The organism is Vibrio navarrensis (genome assembly GCF_015767675.1).
Lineage (GTDB): Bacteria > Pseudomonadota > Gammaproteobacteria > Enterobacterales > Vibrionaceae > Vibrio.
In genome coordinates this window covers 563,457-584,542 of the sequence record NZ_CP065217.1, presented here as the reverse complement: position 1 = coordinate 584,542, position 21,086 = coordinate 563,457, and the positions used below count along the sequence as shown (strand labels likewise).

The window sequence follows — 21,086 nt, the reverse complement described above, 5'->3', positions numbered from 1 at the left end:
ATGTTGTTCGGTGGAATAAACCGTTCAACGAGTTAGCTGATGCAGCCACACCCTTGCTGCCTCAGCATCCAATTCAATTTGCCGTTTGAGTGCGTCAAAAGACTCAAACTTTTTTTCATCACGCAGCTTATTCAAAAGTACCACTTCTAACTGTTTGCCATACAAGTTGGCCTGAAAGTCGAATAAATGCACTTCTAACTGCTGACGAACGCCGTTTACTGTCGGGCGCTGACCAATGTTGGCCACGCCGCCAATGGCGTTTTGCCCAAGCCCTAGCGCTTGCACAACGTAGACGCCAGAAACAGGAGAAACACAGCGCTTAAGCGGAATATTCGCCGTCGGAAAACCGATGGTCCTGCCTAATTTTCGACCATGAGAGACACGGCCGCTAATGCTGTAATCCCGCCCAAGCATCTGAGCCGCAGCGGGCAAGTCGTCATCGGCTAACGCCTCACGAATTGCAGTGCTGCTCACTCGTAACTGCTCTAAACAGAAGCTTTGGGTATTCACCACGGTAAAACCGTATTTTTTCCCCGCTTCTTGCAACATGGCGAAGTTGCCTTGACGCGCTTTGCCAAAGCAAAAATCGTCACCGACGACAAGAAACTTAACACCCAAACGCTCGACCAACAAGTCGCGAATAAATGCCTCAGCATCAAGAGCGGCAAAATGTCGGTTGAAATTGACACACAACAAACGATCCAGCCCTAACTTGCCAAGTTGCACAAATTTATCCCGCAAACGGGTTAATCGTGCTGGCGCCTTTTCTTTGGCAAACAACTCCATCGGCTGGGGTTCAAAAGTCATGACCACAGACGGCAGTGACATGGCTCTGGCTTGCTGGGAAACCTGACGCAACACTTGCTGATGCCCAAGGTGGACACCATCAAAATTGCCGATCGTTAATACACAGCCACGATGCTGTGACCTTATATTATGAATGCCTCGTATCAGTTCCATTTGGATGCAGCGAAGTGCCTCTGTTTTTCTATTTATGCAGTGTCAAACTGGCGGATTATATACTAACCGAGCTTACTCTGTCCCAGCTTTTAGGTCTTTTAGCCGGATCCCGAGCAAAAAGACCGCGATTAAGTAGGCAATTGCGCCGATCAAAATCAGCAGAATAAGCTCCCCTGCGCGATGAGCCGATGTCCATTGCAACCAAGTGGACATCTGCTCCATTTTCCACAGTAAGACCGCAACCATTGCAGCGCCAGCCAATATTAAACGCGCAATAAAATAGATGGTTCGCTTAGAAATTCGGTAAACCCCGGCCAGGTGTAAACCACGATACAGCAGCGCCATATTCACCAAGGCCGACAGGGCCGTCGCCACGGCTAAACCGACATAGCCATAAAACCACGCGAAAATCCCGTTAAACACCATATTGGTCACCATGGCGATGATGCCGTATTTGACCGGCGTCTTGGTGTCCTGACGTGAGTAGTACCCTGGCGCGAGAACCTTGATCAACATGAAATTCAGCAGGCCCGATGCGTATGCCAGCAGCGATAGAGAGGCTTGATGAACATCTTGCGGGCTAAACTCTCCGCGCATAAACAGCACCATCAGCATAGGTTTGGCTAAAACCATCAGTCCGAGCATGGCGGGGATGCCGAGCAAAGTCACCATGCGCACCCCCCAATCCATGGTATGGGCGAAGCCTTCGCTGTGTGCGTCAACGTGTTTACGCGACAGCGCAGGTAAGATAACCGTCGCAATCGCAATGCCGAACAGGCCTAGAGGGAACTCCAGCAAGCGATCAGAATAATAGAGCCAAGAGATCGAACCGGTTTGCAAAAAGCTGGCAATAAAGGTGTCAAAAAGCAGGTTAATTTGGCTAACGGAAACCCCAAACAGCGCAGGCAGCATCAAAGTGCGAATTTTGACCACGCCCGGATCTCGCCATCCCCATTTGGGTTTCACTAACACCCCGGCCTTGATTAAAAAAGGCAGTTGGAAGAGAAATTGCACCAATCCGCCTAAAAAGACCCCTATCGCTAAGCCTACTTCGGGCTGAGCAAGATACGGCGCAATGTACCAAGCCGCAAAGATCATCATCACATTGAGAAAGACTGGGGTAAAAGAGGAAACGGCAAATTTCCCCATGGTGTTGAGAATCGCCCCCGACAGCGCGACAAAAGTGATAAACCAGAGGTAGGGAAAGGTAATTTTGAGGATAAAGCTCGCTAGCTCAAACTTTTCCGCTGCGGGGCCACCGCGCAACCAATCCAGGAACCAACCAGCGCCGAAGAGTGCACTGACCACGCCCGAACCGAGAACGCCCAAAATGGTCACCACGGTGACGATCACTCCCAGAGTTCCTGACGCTTTCGCGATCAAATCGCGCGTTTTATTCATGTCTCCACTGGCATGATACTCCGTCAGAACGGGAACAAACGCTTGAGAAAAGGCCCCTTCGGCAAACAAGCGTCTTAAAAAGTTAGGAATCTTATTGGCGAAGAAAAAAACATCGGCACTGGCTCCAGCGCCCATCAAATTCGCGACAACTACATCGCGTACTAAGCCCAAAACCCTTGAAATCAGCGTCATAGCACTGACGATCAAGCCGGACTTAAGGAGTCGTTTACTCACAATAACCTCGAAATCTCACCGTAGCCTAACCTTTCTCCGCCTTTTATTAGAATCGAAGCGGATATTTATTAGCATTGGTCTGAAAATGCTGATAGAATCCACGCCATCTTAACCGCGTTAACCTTTCTTACCAAAAGTTCTTTTGGCTCGATGGGTTTTTGCACAAATCATTTGACAATTGGGCATAAATGAGGGATATTCCTCGCCCTTAAATTGTCACCGAACTAAAGTTTTTGGGAGTTAGACCCTTGGCAAATAACAAATCTGCTAAGAAGCGCGCTATCCAAGCTGAAAAACGTCGTCAGCACAATGCTAGCCGTCGTTCAATGATGCGCACTTACATGAAGAAAACTGTTGCTGCAATCGCTGCTGGCGACAAAGAAGGCGCAACTGCGGCTTTCGCTGTAGTTACACCAATCCTAGACCGCATGGCGACTAAAGGCCTTATTCACAAGAATAAAGCTGCTCGCCACAAGTCTCGTTTCGCTGCACAAATCAAAGCTCTGTAATAGCGTTCTGATTTCAGTGAAGAAAAAACCGGCTTAACGCCGGTTTTTTTATATTTAAATTCTGTCTACGCTCTGGCATCAGGCAATAAAAAAGCTGGCATTGGCGCCAGCTTTTTTGATGTTCTTTATCACATTACCACTCTATTCACGCGTCGACTCTTGGCAGTAAAGGCTGTGGAGCAACTTAATCATCGCTTTGACTTCTTCACTTTTTAACGTGTAGTAAACGGTTTGTGCTTCTTTACGCGTCAACACTAAGCCATCGCGACGTAACCACGCCAAGTGTTGAGAAAGTGCCGATTGACTCAGTTCTAGTTTAGAACAGAGTTCGCCAACTGAAAGCTCTTGATTGTGCAGCATGCATAAGATTTGTAGACGCCGTTCATTCGCCATTGCTTTTAACAGCACGACAGCTTTAGCAGAATTCTGCTCCATTTCTTTTAAGTTCATTGGTTGGTCCCCGAGCTACAACTTATATGTCCCAACGGTTGTTGCAGATAGTTGTGTAAGAGTAATTTTATAGTTTGAGTTTATACTTTTGTAGATAGTAATCTATTCGTAGTATTGAAGGAACTCGTTCATGTAAACAATTGACTAAAATTTGCGTCACAAACGTTTTTCACTGCGGGGTGTTGAATCATTCGTTCCGCAAAGATTACGTAGTACTCTTCTTTCAAATCTTCAACATGACCGATCAACTGCAATGTGCGGTCGTCCTCTATCTCAGACATATACACAGTTGGTGCAAGAAAAATCACGTCGTCGTGGTATCGGGCAAACGCTTTCATTAAGGCCACGTCGTCAAACTCGCCGAGCACATCCGGTTGCATCCCTTGACGGTCAAACCATTGCATCACCTTACGTCCCATCGCCGTCCGACCACCCGGCAGCAGCAATTTCTTACGCTCTAAGATAGCGGGAAAGTCAGTGCTGTCCAATTTGCTTGATGAGAAGAAACTCATGCTACTTTCACCCAATTTCTTGCTATATAAACCTGGGCTTTGGGTCGAATCCACAGGACAGTCAGAAAGGATCATATCGAGCTTATGTTGAGCTAAACGTTCTAACAACAACTCGTGCGTCGACTCATAACAACGCAGATGAATACGATCATCTTCCGGCACCGTCGTCATCAAAACCTTACTCACCAAGCGTTTCGACAGTGCATCGGCAACCCCCACTTCAAACAAAATATTTGAGTGTTGACTGTAATTAACGATGTCCAGCATCTCATAACTTAAGCCAAACATGCGATCAGCATATTTGAACACCAATTGCCCCAGCTCTGTCGGCTCGACCGTTCTACCGTTGCGCTTGGTCAATTTGCCTTTCATCCGATCTTCCAGCGCTTTGATTTGCCCGGTCACTGTCTGCGGGGTGAGAAAAAGCGCATCGGCTGCTTTGGTCACCGAGCCTTGTTTGCAAACCATCCAGAAGTAGTACAAGTGGTTATAATTGAGATGTGACATGATGATTGACCTAAAATGTGCGAACGATAGTTATAGCAAATATGACAAAAGGCAGCAAACATATCGAATAATCCGAAACAAAGCATAGATAATCATATTAATACCGAAGATATTAATTTCATATTGTCATATTTTGTGACACATCGCCCACTCAAAAAGCAAAAAAGCCTCAATACCACCAAAATAAATATCAACTTAAAATCAAATAGTTAATAAACAAAAGCACCTATCTCACTGCGAAAAACCTCGAGCACGACAGAAAAAGTCATTGTGACACCGAACTGTAATAATAATGAAATATTACCCCACTAGTATCGCCCTCAGTTTCAACAACAGACCAAACACCTATTCTTGCGGTCAATGGAGAAAATTATGATGAACCAAGCTACAACTACAGCGGCGCCGATTTCGGTGACAACTCGCTGGCTCCGCTGGGCTAACTTGGCATTCATGTTATATCTACTGCTTTTAGCAGTATCTATGGTCGGCAGTGGCTTCAAGTGGGCAACCGGTGATCAAGCCAAAGTGCTTTTTGAATTTGCCTCACACCCTGTTGCTGGCCTGATGATTGGTTTGGTCGCAACAGCTCTGATTCAATCTTCCAGTACCGTTACGTCGATTATCGTCGGCCTAGTAGCAGGCGGCCTTCCTGTCGAAACCGCCATTCCTATGGTGATGGGTGCCAATATTGGTACCACGGTGACCAATACGCTGGTCTCCCTCGGTCATATGCGCTGCAAAGAAGAGTTCAAACGCGCTTTTGCCAGTGCCACCATTCATGACTTTTTCAATTTGCTCGCCGTTGCTATCTTCCTTCCACTGGAAATGATGTTCGGCATTTTAGAAAAAGTGTCTCACTGGCTGGTATCACCTCTGCTGAATACAGGTGATATGAGCATGAAGGGCTTTGATTTTATCAAGCCAATCACCAAACCTGTTGTCAGCGCCATTAAAGGGCCACTCAGCACATTTGGTGAAACATTCGGCGGCGTAATGCTGATTGCCTTGGGTATTGCAACTATCTTTGTTGCCATCACTGTGATGGGCAAACTGATGAAGAGCCTTATGGTTGGCCGTGCTCGCGATATTTTGAAAAACGCGATTGGTCGCGGTCCTATTCACGGCATCGTGTCTGGTTCAGTCGTGACTGTCTTAGTTCAATCGTCATCAACCACCACCAGCTTGATGGTGCCACTCGTGGGCACAGGCGTTTTGAAAGTGCGTGATGTTTATCCTTTTACACTTGGCGCGAACATCGGTACTTGTATTACTGCGCTCCTCGCCGCAACCGCGGTGTCGGGTGAGTTCGCCGTATTTGCACTGCAAATTGCTCTGGTCCACTTAACGTTTAATGTTCTGGCAACCTTGCTCATCTACGGAATCCCATTCCTACGTGAGATTCCACTCAAAGGTGCAGAGCTCATCTCTGAGATGGCAATGAAAAACAAAGCGGTTGTCGCTGGCTATCTATTGACCGTCTTTCTGTTGATTCCTGGCGCTATTCTCGCCTTTACCGCTTAATATTGACGGATATCCAATAAGAGGGAAGCGAATACTTCCCTCTTTGTTTTGCTCGAACACAAGGTTTTAATTGGCAAATATCGCCAGCTAAGACACACTAAAGAAAAAACGAGCAGCAGGTATGATGGACTATACAGATAAACAACAGCTACTTTCAGTCGCCAGCACGATTGATGAACAACTGGCTCCACTGGTTGAAGACATCGATATTCTCAGCAGTGTGACACCTCTTAACTACAAAGAAGAGCGTCAACGCTTCTTTGACAATCGCTTCTCCGTTGAACCTGCTTTCAAATACCAAACAAAATCGTTGGATGTTCATCTCGCTAAACGCAATTTGTATGCATTGCCGATCGAACAGATTGAACACCCAGCGCTACGACAGCTTTATATCGATGTTATCCAGTCTTATGCGGATAAGCTCGATCAGCTCTGCTCAATTGGTCAGGCTGAATTTCTGTATAACTCGTTACGTTATTATGGCGAGCCAAGCGACAAAGATGTGCGTAACGCCCATTTTCTTCTGCATTTACCGACAGAAGAAGAGCAAGAATCACGACACGATTGCCATGCTATCGCCGCCTTTATGGGGCAATTTTGCCAAGAACACGGCTACAGTGGCGAGATTGAAATCAATCCCAGCATGATCGCCAATGCCCTTGTTTCGGGCACTAAGGTTAAGATCAACGCCTCGGCCAACATCACCACCAAAGAGTTACATGCCCTCGCTCATCATGAGCTTGGCGTCCATCTTTTAACCACCTTGAATGGCCGCGCTCAACCGCTAAAATTGCTCAGCCTTGGTTGCCCAGTCAACACCACCACGCAAGAAGGGCTGGCGATACTGTGTGAGTTTCTCTCTGGCCATTTTAGTTTGAAACGGCTGAGAACCTTGGCCCTGCGCGTTGTGGCGGTGGAGTCGATGATCAAAGACCGCGATTTTAGAAACACCTTTTTGCTACTGAAAGAGCAATACAAGGCCGACGATATGACCGCCTTTACCATCACAGCGCGCGTCTACCGTGGTGGTGGTTACACTAAAGATTACTTATATTTGCGCGGATTTCGGCAAATTCTCAACGCGTATGACAACCTAGGCGATGACTTCAATTTGCTTCTCGCGGGTAAAACCGAGATTCGTTATTTCTCCGCGATCAAAGCGTTAGTGAAAGATGAAATACTCTTACCACCTAAGTTCATTAGCCCAGCCATCGCCAAACCTGCCCAAGCCGATCCCATCTATAAATTCGTTGCTAATGCATTGAAATAATGCCTGAATCATGCCATCGGAAAGCAAGAAGGGCTCCATTGAGCCCTTCATTAATCACTGACTTGCTATCGAACAAGTGACGTTAAACCGAAAACGGATACTGGATCGGATCATGATGCTGATACCCTTCCACCCAGAAGTCGTCTAGCGTTACCCAAGTCTCCAAATCTTCGAGCGATGTGATCTCAGGGTTAATGTGGAAGGTCGGCGGCGCCAAAGGCTCACGTTTCAGTTGCACCTCTCGCAGCAGTTCTAACTGATCTTCGTAGATGTGTGCGTTGACTATCTTGTGGTAGGCCTGACCCGTTTTTTTGCCGGTTATCTGCGCCATGATAGCCAAAAACACATACACCTGAACCATGTTGAAATTAAGCCCTAATGGGACATCACATGAACGCTGGGTGCTGTTGAGGTACAAGGTGTCACCAAGCAAAGAGAAATGGTGGCTATACATGCATGGTCGCAGGCAACCCATATGAAACTCACCGGGGTTGAATTATTACCCCCTACTATTCCCTACTGGTTGTACTCATATGATAACTTTAAATGTGAAAAAAGCACTTAAAGTCCACCTTAGACAATTTACACCACCAGTTAATACCCCCTACTAGTTGTACTAGTTAAAAAATTACTTTATGGTATGTACAGGCTAGTTATAGGTACGTCATTAATTATGAACACGATACATACAGTTATTCACTTAGGGATTTCCGCACCAGACTACGAAACTATGCCTACGTTAATACTGTTTCCTGAAGGTGTTGAACCACATGCTTCATTCATCGTTGCTAGATATGCACGTTACCTTCAAAAAGAAGGTCACGCCTCATATGCAACAATAAAAAGAGACTTGCATTACATTGGTTTGCTTTTTGATTACTATTATCTCGTGGTAAAACCCAACGCCAAAAATACCAACGACTGGGAAATGTTCATTGAAGATTTTTTAAGCGCTTTTGATAAAGGCGCTGTTTTAGGTTGGAGAGCTGCAAAAACAGCAGACTATACATATTGCAAAAACACTACAAAACAGTTCTGCCAGTTTGTTTCGGGCTTGAAAAGCAGCAGAAAGCTTCTTCCTGCGGAAGAAAAGGACCTTGAATACTCAATAAATCGCTCTTATGAATACTGCGCCCACCTGAAGACCAGCCTTCTGTTCCATATAAAAAGAAAATCCCACAGTATGAAGGATTCTCATAAATCTAAGAAAAGAGGTCGCAGAAGAGCCAAGTCTGGCGCGACCGTAGTCAAGTATTTCCCTCCAGAATACGTACCACTGCTTATTGAAGAGACAACAAATGTACGGGATAAGATCATTTTGTTAATGGCTGCGTATGGTGGCCGACGGCAATGTGAAATCATCCAAATACTCATCAATGATGTTGAACCTGTTAATGGTAGATTACATGTAACTCTTGCCCATCCTGAAACTTCTAGTATGTACTGGCTTTGTAAAGCAGGAAAAAAGCGTACTGGTACTCGTGGTGAGTTTCTTAAAACAATGTATGGACTAAAGCCCAGAATCAATCTGGGTGCACTTTCTTCGAGCGCTGGTTGGAAAGGTATAAAGTATGACGACAAAAATACCGAAACATCTATCATGTGGTTTATTAGAGAAGAGGTCGAGAGATACCTTCTGACCTTGCACATTCAGTATATGGAAGAAGTAAGAGGTGAGTATTCACACCATCCGTATTACTTTGTTAATCAGAATGGCGACCCAATGACTCAGAAATCCATGAGTAAAGCCATACATAGTGCATGTAAAAGACTAGAAAAAAAGTATGGCATCAATTTAGATGGGCGTCGAGGACATAGCCTTAGACATCATTATGGTTTTTACTGTGCAGACGTTTTACAGATGGATTTATTAATGATCCGTAAATATATGGGGCATAAGCAACTCTCATCCACAGCTATTTACACACATATATCACCAGAAAAAGCTCGCCAAGTCATACAAAATGCTCAGGACAAAGCAAAGCTCGAAGACAGAATCGATGCAGATATAGAGGAGAGATTGCAGATTCAACAGAGATTCGAAAATCAACCTGCAATTGCAAAACTGCCAAATTCATGGATGACTTCATGGTTGACTGGCGAAGAAATAGATACGATGTTAATTCACAGGTAAAAGCTACATGGATTATATAACAAATGAATTTGAAGAGTACACTTCCCCATTAACAGGTGAGGTGATTAAATTTAATCCATCTAGTAGAGCATTTTGTATACTCAAAACTCCTACAAAAGAGGAATTCAACGAACTCTTACAAGAATATGTGAACGCAAAGATTCAAATTACTTGGAGAGAGTTGTTAGAACCACTCAACAAAGATCTCAGCAAAATTAATGGCGATAGAATAAGGTTATTTGCGGCTACAAAGGCTTCGGGTAGTGACAAAAAGTTCATGCCGACATACATTTTTGCCGACAGTTATACCAAAGCTATTGGCGAAGAAACTAGTTACCAATGCCATCTAAAGGTAGAAAGCTTCAGTATTGAAGAGCAAAAAAAACTTGCAGAGGCAATCAAGCCCAACAGTATTGAAGAAGCAAAAAGTCTATTTAAGGAAGGATCATTTCATCACAATGATGCTCTCGGTTATAGGTTTATAGATGAGGTAATAAAACCTCAAGATAATTTCACTGAAGCTGTAAACGCGATGGCCTCACTCTTGAATGAAGTGGTTGCAGATAGCGGTATCAAATCAAAGAGATTCAGGTTACAACACTCCAATAAGACACCTAGAAACACTCTAGAATTACTAAGCTTTCTACATGCCAAGGGGTATGTACTTTTCCCATATGTAAGAAAACTCTCTGAAGATCCTTTTGAATACTGGATGCTTCACAAAAACAATGTAAGGCACTGTGAATACCCTGAGCTAGTTAATCCAGATGCATATGAGTTTGTTGATCGTATTCATCAAGCTTCAGAAGCAAGTAGAGCAAACAAGAGGCTTGGTAGCAACGCTAAAACAATGGTGAAGGCATCTACTTTCACCAGAATTGAACAGATCAGTGATGAACTCCTAGATCGACAGGTTGAACTGTATGAAGAAAATTATCAAACCTCATCATCATCAGAAACAACAACCCGAACGAATGGCTCAGCGTTTAATGCTTACACAAATATGTGTAGGGATATTTTCAATTCAAAACATAATAATCCCGCCCTTAAGTTAAAGCATAGAAAGTACATGAGGAAAACTAAAAAGACGATTTATGAGCTTGCTGACTTTAGTTTATACTCAGACAAACTGCCTGAACTTAAGATTTGGACTGAGCTTCTTTCTCAGTATTGCTTATCTATAAACGATACGCAGTTTCAATTACGCATATCTTCTGCAAGATACTTCCTTGACTGGCTTTCTGGACTTGAACACATCCCACAATCCCCATTGGAGATTGTCAGAACGATACATGTAAATGATTATGCTGAGGGAAACACTCTGCGGAACCATCTCAAGAACCGTTACTCTCTAAAAGCCTCTAACAGACATTTGTCGATGTATAGACAGTTCTTTGATTTCTGCCACGATACTCTTTACAAGAACCCTGACAACCGTGAATCTCTAAGTACATTTGTTAATCCTGTTGACACCAAGTGGGATCGATTTGCAGAAGGTTCTAGTCCAGGAAGCAAACGAACACCGATTGAATCAAGGATAATGAATGAGATTCAAAATTTAATCATTGAAGATGATTATGCTTTTCCCAAAAAAGCATTTTCATTTTCTTATGTTCATTTAACAAATCACGAAACTGGAGAATATGAACACAACGTGTTCTGCCCATCAGTTGCAAACCTTCTCTATTTTATGCTCTGGATTCCAATACGAAAGATTCAAGCTCAACTTCTTGATTCTGGAGAGGGGGATGACTTTATCTATGACTTTGATCTAGAAAAGTTTGTTAAGAATGAAAACAAGATCGGGAACGAAAAAAGACAAGAAGGTTTATTGCAAACACTTCCATCAGGCGTACTTGGAATTACTGACGTGCTCGGCTTGCACATTACAACCAATAAAACTTCAGATGATGGTTACGATATCCCTTGGGTTTGTGATGAATTACTTGCATCATTAAAAAACCAGTATCAATGGCTCCGTAAGTACTCCCCCTACCCAGAGCTAAGAGGAAAAGACTCTCTTGGAAAGCTTCTGACAGAAGAAAGCATAATGACAGATAAAACTTTCTATTGTTTGTTCCGAGATCCCTCACAACAGAGATCCGACGACCAATCAAAAACAGTTGCAACTCACATTATAACAAAAGCGTGGGGATTGCTCTGTAACGAGGCTGAGAAACGGATAAACAGAAAACTTCCTGAGACACACAGAAAAATATCTTTGACAAAAGAGGGATCACCGACTGAATCTCGCTACGATATCCATACATTACGAGTGAGCGGTATTACAGACTTGCTAGATAAAGGAGTGCCATTAGGGATTGTTCAGAAGTTTGTTGCTGGACATAAGACTTACATGATGACACTTCATTACGATAACCCTTCTCATGCGAAAGTGAGGGAGTATTTAGAGGCAGCGCGTACTAAGGATAGTAACGTTTCTGATTTTGAATTTATAGAATCAGAAATCGACCAAGTTATTGAACATTTTGTTACTAACCAAGCCTATGCTAACAATAAATATACAGCTTTTGATGCATTGAAAAAGAACGCTGGGATCGTATCGATAAAGCTTTCGGGAATTTGCCCTGGTGCAAGTTGTGAGGAAGGAGGTCTTGACCCTTACAAAAAAATTGGAGTACCTGTTCCTGTCGGAGATAGAGGCCCATCCTGCCCTCAATGTCGATTTTGGATAACTGGACCTATGTTTCTTTTAGGTCAAGTTGTAGAAGGAAACCAGTTAATAAGAAAAATCAAGAAAAAAGTAATTGCTATCGACAAGATCAGAGAGTCAATAATTGATGCTGAGGACAACGGTAATACGCAGTTATATAACAAGTTATCAGGTCGAGAGGATCGTGAACTACGAATCCTGTCAAACATGTTAACTGAATGGTCTGAGCGCATGAAATTTTACGAAGCTTCAGTGAGAAAACTCGATGCATGGATCGCGTATAAAGACAAAAATCATGAGGAAAATTCAAGCCTTCCTATATCCATGTTTAGCAAGTCCACAGAAGAAGAAATTCGGTATGGTTTTAGTCAATCAAGCAATTTGGAACTGACTCATTTCCTCTCAACTGTATCTGAATTTCTTCCTGAGTTCATAGACTCTGATGATACTTCTGTACCTGATCTAGAGCAGGCTATTGCTAGATTCATGGCTATGAATAATCTAGGCGATATTATGTTTAAGTTGAATGATGAACAACGACTACAAGCTACCAATTTGATGACAGATGCGCTTATAAGCAATGTCGGGGCTGAATGTGCCGAAAACCTTCTTAATGGCGATGTCGCCCTGTCAGAATTTCCAGAATTAAGCCGTCAAGTAATTGAACTCGTCAGTAAAAGCGAAGAGAAGATTTTTAGACTCGATGCAAATACTTTTGAATCGATTGGGAGTAACTAAAACATGAATACTTCTGTATCTCAGTCACCGTCAGCTATTTTGTACAATGACCTATGTAAATCCGCGAATAGTAAAAGAAGAGAAAACGCACAGAATATAAAGCTCACCTGCGATCATATGGTGCAAGATGGCGTGGAAATCACCTTGAGTGGGGTAGCCAAAAGATGTCTTGACTCATTTGGTAGTCCAGCGATTTCAACTGTAACAAACACTGGCTCAAAGCTGGGTGAATATGTTCGCTTACGAAAACAAGAGCAGAATATTAATAAGGGAACGATAATCGCAAGAACTGTCGTTTCTGCGAAAGTGTCAGATCCCGTACTAGCACAACAAGTAAAAATACTTGAAGAAACGGTCAAAGGACTGAGAAATGAAAATAACGCATTAAGGGTAATATTTAAGAAACTCAATACCGATATTGACAACGATATTAATAGCATCCTACTGAGCGAACCAAAAAAACAAAATACCAGCGAAAAACTATTACCTTCAATCAGTCATACGCCACACTTAAAAAGCGCTGTCTCATCATTGCTAAGGCACTTAGCTGACAGAGGGTACGGTATGTATCGAGGGCGTTTTGGAATAAACAAGAAAACCGTATTAACCACTGCTGAGTTAGATGCTTTGAAAGAAGTAATCGATATTAGCGAAGCTGAGTTTAACGCTACATATGGTAACGACAAATAATTTTCGCATAGGGTTATAGCTAATGGCGAGTGGGCAGCAGAAAGCACAGCAAAATCTTGAGGCATTTGAGGCTTGGAAAGCCACACAGACGGACGATGACTTTAAACAAATCTTGTTCAGAGGTCAGCTAAATCGAATCGAAGTGGCAAAGGGTATCGGTTGTGGAAAATCGGCTTTAAATCAAAATCCTGCCCTCAAAAAAGCACTCAAAGCACTAGAGGGCGATTTACGTGATAGAGGTGTGCTTCCACCTCTTACGGAAAATGCTAAAAAAAACGAGGGCAAACCCCAAGCCTACGATAATACAGCGAATCGTAAGATGCTCGATTCAAAGCGGGTGTCGTCATTGGAAGCTGAGAACATTGAGTTAAAAGCCAAGGTTAAGGAGCTTGAAAAGCGACTTGAGCGCTTTGGTGATCTGTCTGAAACCTTATCCGAATTGGGGTTGATGCCACGATGAATGCCGCTTTGTATGAAGACCAGATGCGTGTCACCAGCATCCCTTACTGCACGAGTAAACTCGTGATATTCAGCGGTGTACCGCTGGCGAAGGACTCTTATATAACCAATAGTGGGAAGTATTATGTCACTATCAAAGCCGACCCCGATAGCATCCCTGTGCTTCCAACGCTGGGTCAGCATTGGTCAGTCAAAGGCGCTCGCCAGATAGAAAACATGGAGGTAGGCGATTATGTGATGCAGCAGCACACTTATGAATCGCCAGAGCATGTTGAATGCACCTTGCCCGAAACAGGTGAGCAACTGATTCGCTTCATCGCCAGAGAAAGTGACTTCAAGGGTATTGGCGAAAGCAAAGCTAGGGCGCTCTGGCAGCTCTTGGGGAAAGAATTCCATGCCACATTAAGAAATGACACCCCAGAATCCAGAAAGTACCTGACATCGATTCTGAGTGAAGATTCAGTAGAAGCACTCTATAAAGGGTACGCCAAATACAAAAATTTGGCGCATTGCAACTGGATGAGTGAGCACAAAATCCCTGCCAGTGTGCAGCAACGGCTGCTCAAGCATCACGGTGAAGCCTCCATCGATGTTATCAAGGGTAATCCTTATACTCTGATGGGCTTTGGTCTTTCGTTCAGTGCCATTGAAGATATTATCAAGGTAACGAATTTTAAGACCGATGTTGCGCAGGATGATCCAAGAAGGCTCAGCGCTGCTCTGGAAATGGCGATTCGAAAAGAGATTGAAAAAGGTCACACCTACACCACTCATGCTAATGTGCGCCCTTATCTCAACAAGTTACTGAAAGACAAAGTGCTAGTCACTCAAGCGTTCCAATCAGGTCATGATAAAGCCCAGTACATTTTAAATCCCGACACAGGAACCTACCATCCAACTGCGCAACTTCTGATGGAAAGTGTCGTTGCCAAGCGGCTAAATACACTGATTAAGCGAAATGACTTGTTTGATGAAAACGCCAATGCTGCGTATTGCTCTGCGGCTGCGGAGCTTCCCTACGAATTAACTCCTAAACAAATCAAAGCCGTAACAACGTGTCTAGATAATTCGGTAAGCTGTATTACGGGCGGTGCAGGAACAGGCAAGACAACGGTACTCAGAACGGCTCTCAGGGCTTACCATCAACTTGGATTTGAAATACACGCCGTTGCGCTCAGTGGCCGTGCTGCAATGAGACTTCATGAGTCCATCGGTTTTGTTACCTCAACCATTGCCAAATTGCTCCGTGAAGACCCTATTGAACCCAGTGTCGATAAAACAAATCACCTACTGGTGATTGATGAGGCAGGCATGATTGACTTGCCAACCATGTATCGTCTTGTGAATCACATTCACCCCTCTGTACGATTGATATTCACTGGCGACCCTGACCAACTTCCACCAATCGGCTGCGGCAAGGTGTTGGCAGACATCGTTGAAGCAAAAACGGTGGCTAATACGATGCTAGATATCGTCAAGAGACAAGAAGGTTCGACGGGTATCCCCGAATATTCAAAGCTCATTAATCAAGGTGCGATGCCTGAACAATTAAGCACAGGTGCAATACACTTTCACGAAACCAGTAAAACAGACATTTCCAAAGTCTGTTGCGAGCTTTACCAAGAATCTCCTGATAGCAGTCGTGTCATGGCTCCAACCAAGACACTAGCATCAGAAATAAATAAACTCTCTCAACAAGCAGTTAACCCAGATAGTACCAGCCTTGAGTTCGCAATCAATGGTGACAAATTCTTTCTGCCACTTCGCCTCAATGATGCGGTGTTATTCACTCAGAATCATTACGAAAAAGGCATTCAGAACGGCTCTCTTGGCACACTAACTAGCGTAAAGCATTCTGGTGATAGTTACGGTGAAATAACACTAGATACAGGTGATAAGATCGAGGTAACACAATCCGTCCTAGACTGTATGGAATTAGGTTATGCCATCACCTTACACAAAGCCCAAGGCTCACAGTTTCCACGTATCATCATCGCCCTACAAAACGGAAGAATAGTTGATAGATCATGGCTCTATACGGCAATAACGAGAGCTGAAAGTGAAATTCATATCGTTGGTAGTAGCGATGATATGAAGAGTATCACCGAAGCCCCAAGCCACTCTCATAAGCGGAATAGCTACCTGAAAGAGCTTTTGAGCTAGCTCGGATCTGCCCCATTTTCACTTAGAGCAAATACTCATGCACATTCTAGTAATACGATTTTACCTTACCAAAAGTTATCTGAATTCAGCACATCTAGAAATTATGTATCACTGAACAGTCCAACCTCTCAATACGTCAATTAACCTATTGAATTAATAGATAAATTATTGAATTACGTGAGAATGAAATATGCATTATCTCCTGTTGTTCTCCATAAAGTACAACGATGGTTCCCTAACAAGAATAGAGTCTTCACTTTCAACCGAATATGTCTTGTAGTTCAAACTGCTGCTACCAATCACCCAGTACCTATGCAGTCGTTCTGACAAATCACGACGAATAGAGTTAGCCAAGAAGCCTTTGTCCTCTACTTTAGAAATCAAACTAGTGCTTTGCAGAAATCCGATAGCGCCATCAATAGCATCCAGACTTACGCCAGTCTTTTTGGCTATAGTTCCCCGACTAAGATCGACGTAAGTTCTACTATTGCTTCGACTAGCAAGTATGTACAAAAAGCATTTTAGAGCATCACGTTCGTGGGAATACCTATTGAGAAAAGCTTTCATCGCTGGGATTTCTTCCTCATTTTTAACAAGCGCTCTTTTTGGAAGCTTGCACCATCCTCGGTAGACTCCTTGAGTAAAAGTATATGTTTTTGTTCGAACACCAGCGGATGATAACAACCCTGTTATATGTAACTTCTTTAAGCCTCTAGACACCAAAGAACGGCTCAGAGAACACATATCTGTAAGCTGATCATATGTTGCCCTGATTTCCAAAACATCATCCACCGAGCTACCACTCGAACGGTTAACTTGCTTGGCAAGAAGACACAGTACAATGAACAACTTCAAAGCAGCGATATCATCACTAACACTCCTACCACCACTAAAGGACTCTCTTAGTATTCCCTCTGCAATCCATTTCGAGGGCATTTTAGACCAGAGCATTAAAGTCATTTCATTACCGCCATAAAGTCATTGATGAACGAGATCAAGTCACTACCTAATAAGGCTAACACTAGAATGAGGATAGTTATCTGAGGTTGTATTTTAGCGACCCTCTCCAAACTACTTAAAAACAGCTCTAACATCACTACCTCCTGAAAACCTTCAAATACGTAGAACATGAGTACTTTTTACATGAAGCATTGCTGTCTTTAAATATGTCTTCGCACAATCTTTCTAGAGAATATAAAAGAGAAAAAACCCTTAAACAACTGATAAAAAACAGGTATTTAAAACTAAAAACCCTCCCATTAGTACATGGCAATACCCTATTAGTTCATGGAGAAGTATAACACCACCATATCTGTAGACACGCGCCTCAAGGTAGCCCATTCTGCGTAGAGAAGGTATTGCCATACCTCAATTCGTCCGCTAACTACTAATTTAGCAAATACTGTAACTCGGAATTATCCAAGAATGTACGAGCATCATCCCATTGAGACAACTCATATTGAGTCCAGTTGTCAATCAATAGTTCTCTTGATGATATTAAGCTCAGAAATCCTATCTCAACAGTGCTGTTGCAAAATGTCTAATCTGAAATACAATATACTGTATCAATATACAGTATATGTTTTGTATGAAAGTCATCCCTATCTTTGCTCATGCTGGTATCACAGGCTTCGAGAGTCCTGCTGAAGAGTATACTCAACTCGCTTTAGATCTAGACCAGCTTCTTATTGAGCATCCTTGTGCCACCTTTCTGGGATACGCATGTGGAGATTCTATGCAAGATGTGGGTATCTTCGACAAAGATTTACTTATTGTAGATCGCTCATTAGATGTGCAAGATTTCGACATCATAGTGGCAAACCTCAATGGGGAATTTATTTGTAAACAAATCGACCTCAATCGTCGATTACTCCTCTCTGCTAATGAGCGATACCAGCCCGTTCCTATCCACGAATTTGATCAATTTTCCCTCGAAGGGATTGTAACTCGCTCAATTCGTTGCCACCGAGTGAGTCCATTGTTGAGAACGAGATAATGTTTGCTTTGGTTGATGCTAATTCTTTCTACTGTAGCGCTGAGCAAGTTTTTCGCCCCGATTGGCGTGGAAAGCCGATGATCGTTTTGTCCAACAACGACGGTTGCATTGTCGCAGCAAATCGACAAGCTAAAGAAGTTGGCATAGAAAAGTTCAAACCATACTTTCAAGTTAAAGCACTTTGTGAACAGAAGGGTGTGATTGCTCTGTCATCGAACTATGAGTTGTATGCGGATTTATCTGCCAAAATGATGCAGGTTATTGGTCGCTTCGCACCTGAACAACACATATACAGTATCGATGAGTCTTTCCTTTCATTTGAGCATAGCTTTCCAGCCATTCGTTCTCTCAAAGAGCATGGAATGAAATTACGACGCGCTGTTTGGCGTGAATGTCGATTACCCGTATGTGTCGGATTTGGGCAAACATTGACGCTAGCAAAAGTGGCCAATCATGCTGCGAAAAAAATCGAAGGATACAATGGGGTATGTGTCTTAGATAGCGAACGAGAGAGTAAGGCGGTTTTAGGGCAACTGCATGTCTCAGAGGTGTGGGGCATAGGCAGGAAACTAACCCATCGATTAGAGATGATGGGTATTAATACAGCGCTCAAGCTTGCCAATTACCCTCCTGCACTGATTAGAAAAGAGTTTAACGTAGAAGTGGAGCGTACAGTACGTGAACTCAATGGACAAAAATGTAAGGGCTGGGATGCGGCTAGAGCGGATAAAAAGCAAATGTTTTCTACCCGCAGTGCAGGGCAGAGAATTACTGACCTAGAGTCGTTGCAGCAAGCGTTGTGCAAGCATGCAAATATTGCATCCTTTAAGGCTCGAAAACAAAAATCACTGTGTCGAGTGATGCTTTGTTTCGCTAACAGTTCACCATTTGACTCGCCTCCTGTGGCACGCCGAGCGGTTCATCGTTTTGCGTATCCTACTGCTGATGTGACTCTGATAACTCAAGCCGCCTCTCGACTGGCAGAGCAGTTATTCCAACAGGATGTGAGATTTTATAAAATTGGTGTTGGGCTGATTGACTTAGTTGACGGTCAGCATGAGCAGCCCGATCTGTTCAACCTGACCCCGAATAATCCTAAGCTTATGAATGTGTATGACACGTTAAACAATCGATTTGGGAGTGATGCTATCTTTCTTGCTGCTCAAGGCATAACTCAAAAATGGGCAATGCGGCGTGAGATGTTATCCCCTCAATACACAACCCGTTGGAAAGATTTACCAAAAATCAAATGCTGAGATAGTGTGAATTATGCTCTATCTAATACAGAACTAGCTTGGTTTTGCCCTATTCCGTGTTTTAAGGCAGCCTTACGTTATAGCTAGTGTCTCGTTATGCTATAAACTAGAAAGAGGTGATTAACCGCCTTCTATGAGGATTGGTTACACGGGTTTCTTCAAAATCAACACGCTGTGGAAAAGTAATGCTTTGATGATGTGGTTAAGACAATGAACTTCTCGGAACAGAAGCAACATCTTCCGTAGGAACTCCATAAGACTAACATCTATGGTTTTGTCTCTAGTAAGTCCTTCCTTGACCGAGCTATATGTAATAATTTGCGTTGCTTCATCATAGCTATACTTGTAGTGTGCGATACCATTTCTAAGCTGGTTATCAATAGCTTCTTCATCAAGCTTGAAGAAACAATCATCTAGTGCAACCAGTTTCCTGCCTAAATCAACATCTGCGTACTTATCAAGCGATGTGAAATCCTTGATTGGATTACCTTTCTTATTCAAGAGTACTTCTTCAGAAAACTTGTTAAAGTCACCACGTTTGATTAGATTGTTCAACCCAGCTACTAGTACCAGTTGTCTAGAGTAGACCTCTGCTAAGTCCTTATAGGCGTTGTTACAAGACTCGAAGTTAGTTGTAGACACCCTAGCAGGGACATTGCCTAATTCTTCGGCTTTGTAGTCATAATACAAAGCTGGTCGTAGAGGAACTTCAAGCTTGATTAACTTAGGATACAAGCTCAACGTTTCATGGTGAACGTTTTTCAAAAAGCCAGTGCTTAGTAAACTATCAAAAAACTCATTTAAGTTGTCGTGATGGTCAGTGTAAAGGCTAAGAAGTACTTTCGGCATTTCCTCACTAAGTTCTTTACTATGCTCATAAACTGTCAATGGAGAAGACATAACTGAAGTAGCGGAATATAGAGCAGCAATTACATCCTGAGGTTTATGTGATTTCAGTTTTATGAACTCTAACTTCTCAAGGCTCTTAATGACTTTTTCAAATCCTTTTACATTACCTTTCTTGTATTGGGACACTAGACGTTTTAGTGTTCGGTGATGTTCTCCTAGCTGGTTTAGAAGCTCCAAGCGTCTAGATAAATCGGCAAAAGACTCTTGTCCAATTTCGCTAACCACACGCATAAACGTAGTGTCACCTTGTTTGTACTCACCAAACGTAGTTGGGAAATCAAGATGCAAGTCAACGAAGACGTTTTCACCAGTGAAAGGAGCTTTAAACTCCTTTATTTCCGTTGCTCCCTCAAGGTCATTACAGCCTAATGTAAAGCTAATACGCTCCCCACACTCGGGGCACGCAAATTGGAGTGGTTGAACTTCTCGGTTGGAAAAGCCTATACGGCAATCAATCAAAGTTTCGCAGGTGTCACATTCATAGCGTGTACAAACATTCATCGGTTAAAGCTCTTAAATTTTTTTAACGAAATATTTCCAGTTGTTCTATCAGTGTCAAGCTATGTTTTAGTTTGTTTGAAAAAGTGCGATGTGAATTGTTTTTGAGAGTCGTGCCGAGTTTAAAAGCGCTCTGAAGAGGGCTAAACAAACAACTCGTCAAAAATCGTAACAAGGTTTTGTCCAGAGACGTGCTAGAGCTGTA

At 43.1% G+C, this 21,086-nt stretch carries 16 protein-coding genes and 1 pseudogene; 10 read left to right on the top strand and 7 right to left on the bottom strand.

The window, feature by feature from the left end; all coding sequences use genetic code 11:
- Positions 1-24: 24 nt before the first annotated feature.
- Positions 25-960: a bifunctional riboflavin kinase/FAD synthetase gene (gene ribF, locus I3X05_RS02565; RefSeq protein WP_045569950.1), complete on the bottom strand. Its 936-nt coding sequence runs from the start codon at positions 958-960 to the stop codon at positions 25-27.
- A gap of 72 nt (positions 961-1,032) precedes the next feature.
- Positions 1,033-2,595, bottom strand: a complete 1,563-nt coding sequence (murJ, locus tag I3X05_RS02560) for a murein biosynthesis integral membrane protein MurJ (protein WP_045569949.1) — start codon at positions 2,593-2,595, stop codon at positions 1,033-1,035.
- A 248-nt stretch (positions 2,596-2,843) separates the two neighbouring features.
- Here murJ and rpsT point away from each other — a divergent pair, with 248 nt between their 5' ends.
- Complete coding sequence (gene rpsT, locus I3X05_RS02555; RefSeq protein ID WP_039424157.1) at positions 2,844-3,104, top strand: 30S ribosomal protein S20; 261 nt, start codon at positions 2,844-2,846, stop codon at positions 3,102-3,104.
- Between the two features lie 141 nt (positions 3,105-3,245).
- Here rpsT and I3X05_RS02550 read toward each other — a convergent pair whose 3' ends face one another.
- Positions 3,246-3,554 carry an ArsR/SmtB family transcription factor gene (locus I3X05_RS02550; RefSeq protein ID WP_045569948.1) on the bottom strand — a complete coding sequence of 103 codons (309 nt, stop codon included), beginning with the start codon at positions 3,552-3,554 and terminating at the stop codon, positions 3,246-3,248.
- A gap of 128 nt (positions 3,555-3,682) precedes the next feature.
- Entirely contained in the window at positions 3,683-4,573 is an 891-nt protein-coding gene (gene nhaR / locus I3X05_RS02545; RefSeq protein ID WP_045569947.1) for a transcriptional activator NhaR, read from the bottom strand.
- Positions 4,574-4,945: 372 nt separating this feature from the next.
- On the opposite strand from nhaR, the gene I3X05_RS02540 reads away from it, so the two are divergent.
- The gene (locus I3X05_RS02540) at positions 4,946-6,094 is read left to right on the top strand and encodes a Na/Pi symporter (protein ID WP_045569946.1); all 1,149 of its coding nucleotides are present in this window, start codon (positions 4,946-4,948) and stop codon (positions 6,092-6,094) included.
- A gap of 121 nt (positions 6,095-6,215) precedes the next feature.
- On the top strand, positions 6,216-7,364 hold the full coding sequence (locus I3X05_RS02535) for a flavohemoglobin expression-modulating QEGLA motif protein (protein ID WP_045569945.1): 1,149 nt from the start codon (positions 6,216-6,218) through the stop codon (positions 7,362-7,364).
- An 82-nt stretch (positions 7,365-7,446) separates the two neighbouring features.
- Here the strand turns inward: I3X05_RS02535 and I3X05_RS02530 are convergent.
- A pseudogene (locus tag I3X05_RS02530) lies at positions 7,447-7,860 on the bottom strand (thymidylate synthase); the annotation flags it as partial.
- A 177-nt stretch (positions 7,861-8,037) separates the two neighbouring features.
- On the opposite strand from I3X05_RS02530, the gene I3X05_RS02525 reads away from it, so the two are divergent.
- From I3X05_RS02525 to I3X05_RS02505, 5 genes are read left to right on the top strand one after another with little or no spacing between them, the layout of a single operon-like run.
- A complete protein-coding gene (locus I3X05_RS02525; RefSeq protein WP_157731294.1) occupies positions 8,038-9,498 on the top strand; it encodes a tyrosine-type recombinase/integrase in 1,461 nt (486 codons plus the stop codon).
- Positions 9,499-9,505: 7 nt separating this feature from the next.
- The gene (locus I3X05_RS02520; protein WP_337970944.1) at positions 9,506-12,910 is read left to right on the top strand and encodes a VPA1269 family protein; all 3,405 of its coding nucleotides are present in this window, start codon (positions 9,506-9,508) and stop codon (positions 12,908-12,910) included.
- A gap of 3 nt (positions 12,911-12,913) precedes the next feature.
- Positions 12,914-13,600: a hypothetical protein gene (locus I3X05_RS02515; protein WP_039450250.1), complete on the top strand. Its 687-nt coding sequence runs from the start codon at positions 12,914-12,916 to the stop codon at positions 13,598-13,600.
- A gap of 22 nt (positions 13,601-13,622) precedes the next feature.
- Positions 13,623-14,060, top strand: a complete 438-nt coding sequence (locus I3X05_RS02510; protein ID WP_039450253.1) for a VPA1267 family protein — start codon at positions 13,623-13,625, stop codon at positions 14,058-14,060.
- Positions 14,057-16,222 (top strand): AAA family ATPase, encoded by a 2,166-nt coding sequence (locus I3X05_RS02505; protein ID WP_095661248.1) that lies wholly within the window; start codon positions 14,057-14,059, stop codon positions 16,220-16,222. The genes I3X05_RS02510 and I3X05_RS02505 overlap by 4 nt, the downstream gene beginning before the upstream one ends.
- A 195-nt stretch (positions 16,223-16,417) precedes the next feature.
- On the opposite strand, the gene I3X05_RS02500 is transcribed toward I3X05_RS02505, so the two are convergent.
- Positions 16,418-17,182, bottom strand: coding sequence for a hypothetical protein (locus tag I3X05_RS02500; protein WP_077608916.1), 765 nt, complete (start codon positions 17,180-17,182; stop codon positions 16,418-16,420).
- 628 nt (positions 17,183-17,810) lie between these two features.
- On the opposite strand from I3X05_RS02500, the gene I3X05_RS02495 reads away from it, so the two are divergent.
- Positions 17,811-18,218 carry a LexA family protein gene (locus I3X05_RS02495; protein WP_000864706.1) on the top strand — a complete coding sequence of 136 codons (408 nt, stop codon included), beginning with the start codon at positions 17,811-17,813 and terminating at the stop codon, positions 18,216-18,218.
- Positions 18,218-19,474 (top strand): Y-family DNA polymerase, encoded by a 1,257-nt coding sequence (locus I3X05_RS02490; RefSeq protein ID WP_337970943.1) that lies wholly within the window; start codon positions 18,218-18,220, stop codon positions 19,472-19,474. Before I3X05_RS02495 ends, I3X05_RS02490 begins: the two co-directional genes overlap by 1 nt.
- 144 nt (positions 19,475-19,618) lie before the next feature.
- Here the strand turns inward: I3X05_RS02490 and I3X05_RS02485 are convergent, their stop codons facing one another.
- Positions 19,619-20,884 (bottom strand): hypothetical protein, encoded by a 1,266-nt coding sequence (locus I3X05_RS02485; RefSeq protein WP_337970942.1) that lies wholly within the window; start codon positions 20,882-20,884, stop codon positions 19,619-19,621.
- Positions 20,885-21,086 lie beyond the last annotated feature (202 nt).

Bases quoted from the DNA above. Each gene is read 5' to 3' on its own strand.
- ribF (WP_045569950.1), bottom strand. From the start codon at position 960: ATGGAACTGATACGAGGCATTCATAATATAAGGTCACAGCATCGTGGC.
- I3X05_RS02550 (WP_045569948.1), bottom strand. From the start codon at position 3,554: ATGAACTTAAAAGAAATGGAGCAGAATTCTGCTAAAGCTGTCGTGCTG.
- nhaR (WP_045569947.1), bottom strand. From the start codon at position 4,573: ATGTCACATCTCAATTATAACCACTTGTACTACTTCTGGATGGTTTGC.
- I3X05_RS02540 (WP_045569946.1), top strand. From the start codon at position 4,946: ATGATGAACCAAGCTACAACTACAGCGGCGCCGATTTCGGTGACAACT.
- I3X05_RS02535 (WP_045569945.1), top strand. From the start codon at position 6,216: ATGATGGACTATACAGATAAACAACAGCTACTTTCAGTCGCCAGCACG.
- I3X05_RS02525 (WP_157731294.1), top strand. From the start codon at position 8,038: ATGAACACGATACATACAGTTATTCACTTAGGGATTTCCGCACCAGAC.
- I3X05_RS02520 (WP_337970944.1), top strand. From the start codon at position 9,506: ATGGATTATATAACAAATGAATTTGAAGAGTACACTTCCCCATTAACA.
- I3X05_RS02515 (WP_039450250.1), top strand. From the start codon at position 12,914: ATGAATACTTCTGTATCTCAGTCACCGTCAGCTATTTTGTACAATGAC.
- I3X05_RS02510 (WP_039450253.1), top strand. From the start codon at position 13,623: ATGGCGAGTGGGCAGCAGAAAGCACAGCAAAATCTTGAGGCATTTGAG.
- I3X05_RS02505 (WP_095661248.1), top strand. From the start codon at position 14,057: ATGAATGCCGCTTTGTATGAAGACCAGATGCGTGTCACCAGCATCCCT.
- I3X05_RS02500 (WP_077608916.1), bottom strand. From the start codon at position 17,182: ATGACTTTAATGCTCTGGTCTAAAATGCCCTCGAAATGGATTGCAGAG.
- I3X05_RS02495 (WP_000864706.1), top strand. From the start codon at position 17,811: ATGAAAGTCATCCCTATCTTTGCTCATGCTGGTATCACAGGCTTCGAG.
- I3X05_RS02490 (WP_337970943.1), top strand. From the start codon at position 18,218: ATGTTTGCTTTGGTTGATGCTAATTCTTTCTACTGTAGCGCTGAGCAA.
- I3X05_RS02485 (WP_337970942.1), bottom strand. From the start codon at position 20,884: ATGAATGTTTGTACACGCTATGAATGTGACACCTGCGAAACTTTGATT.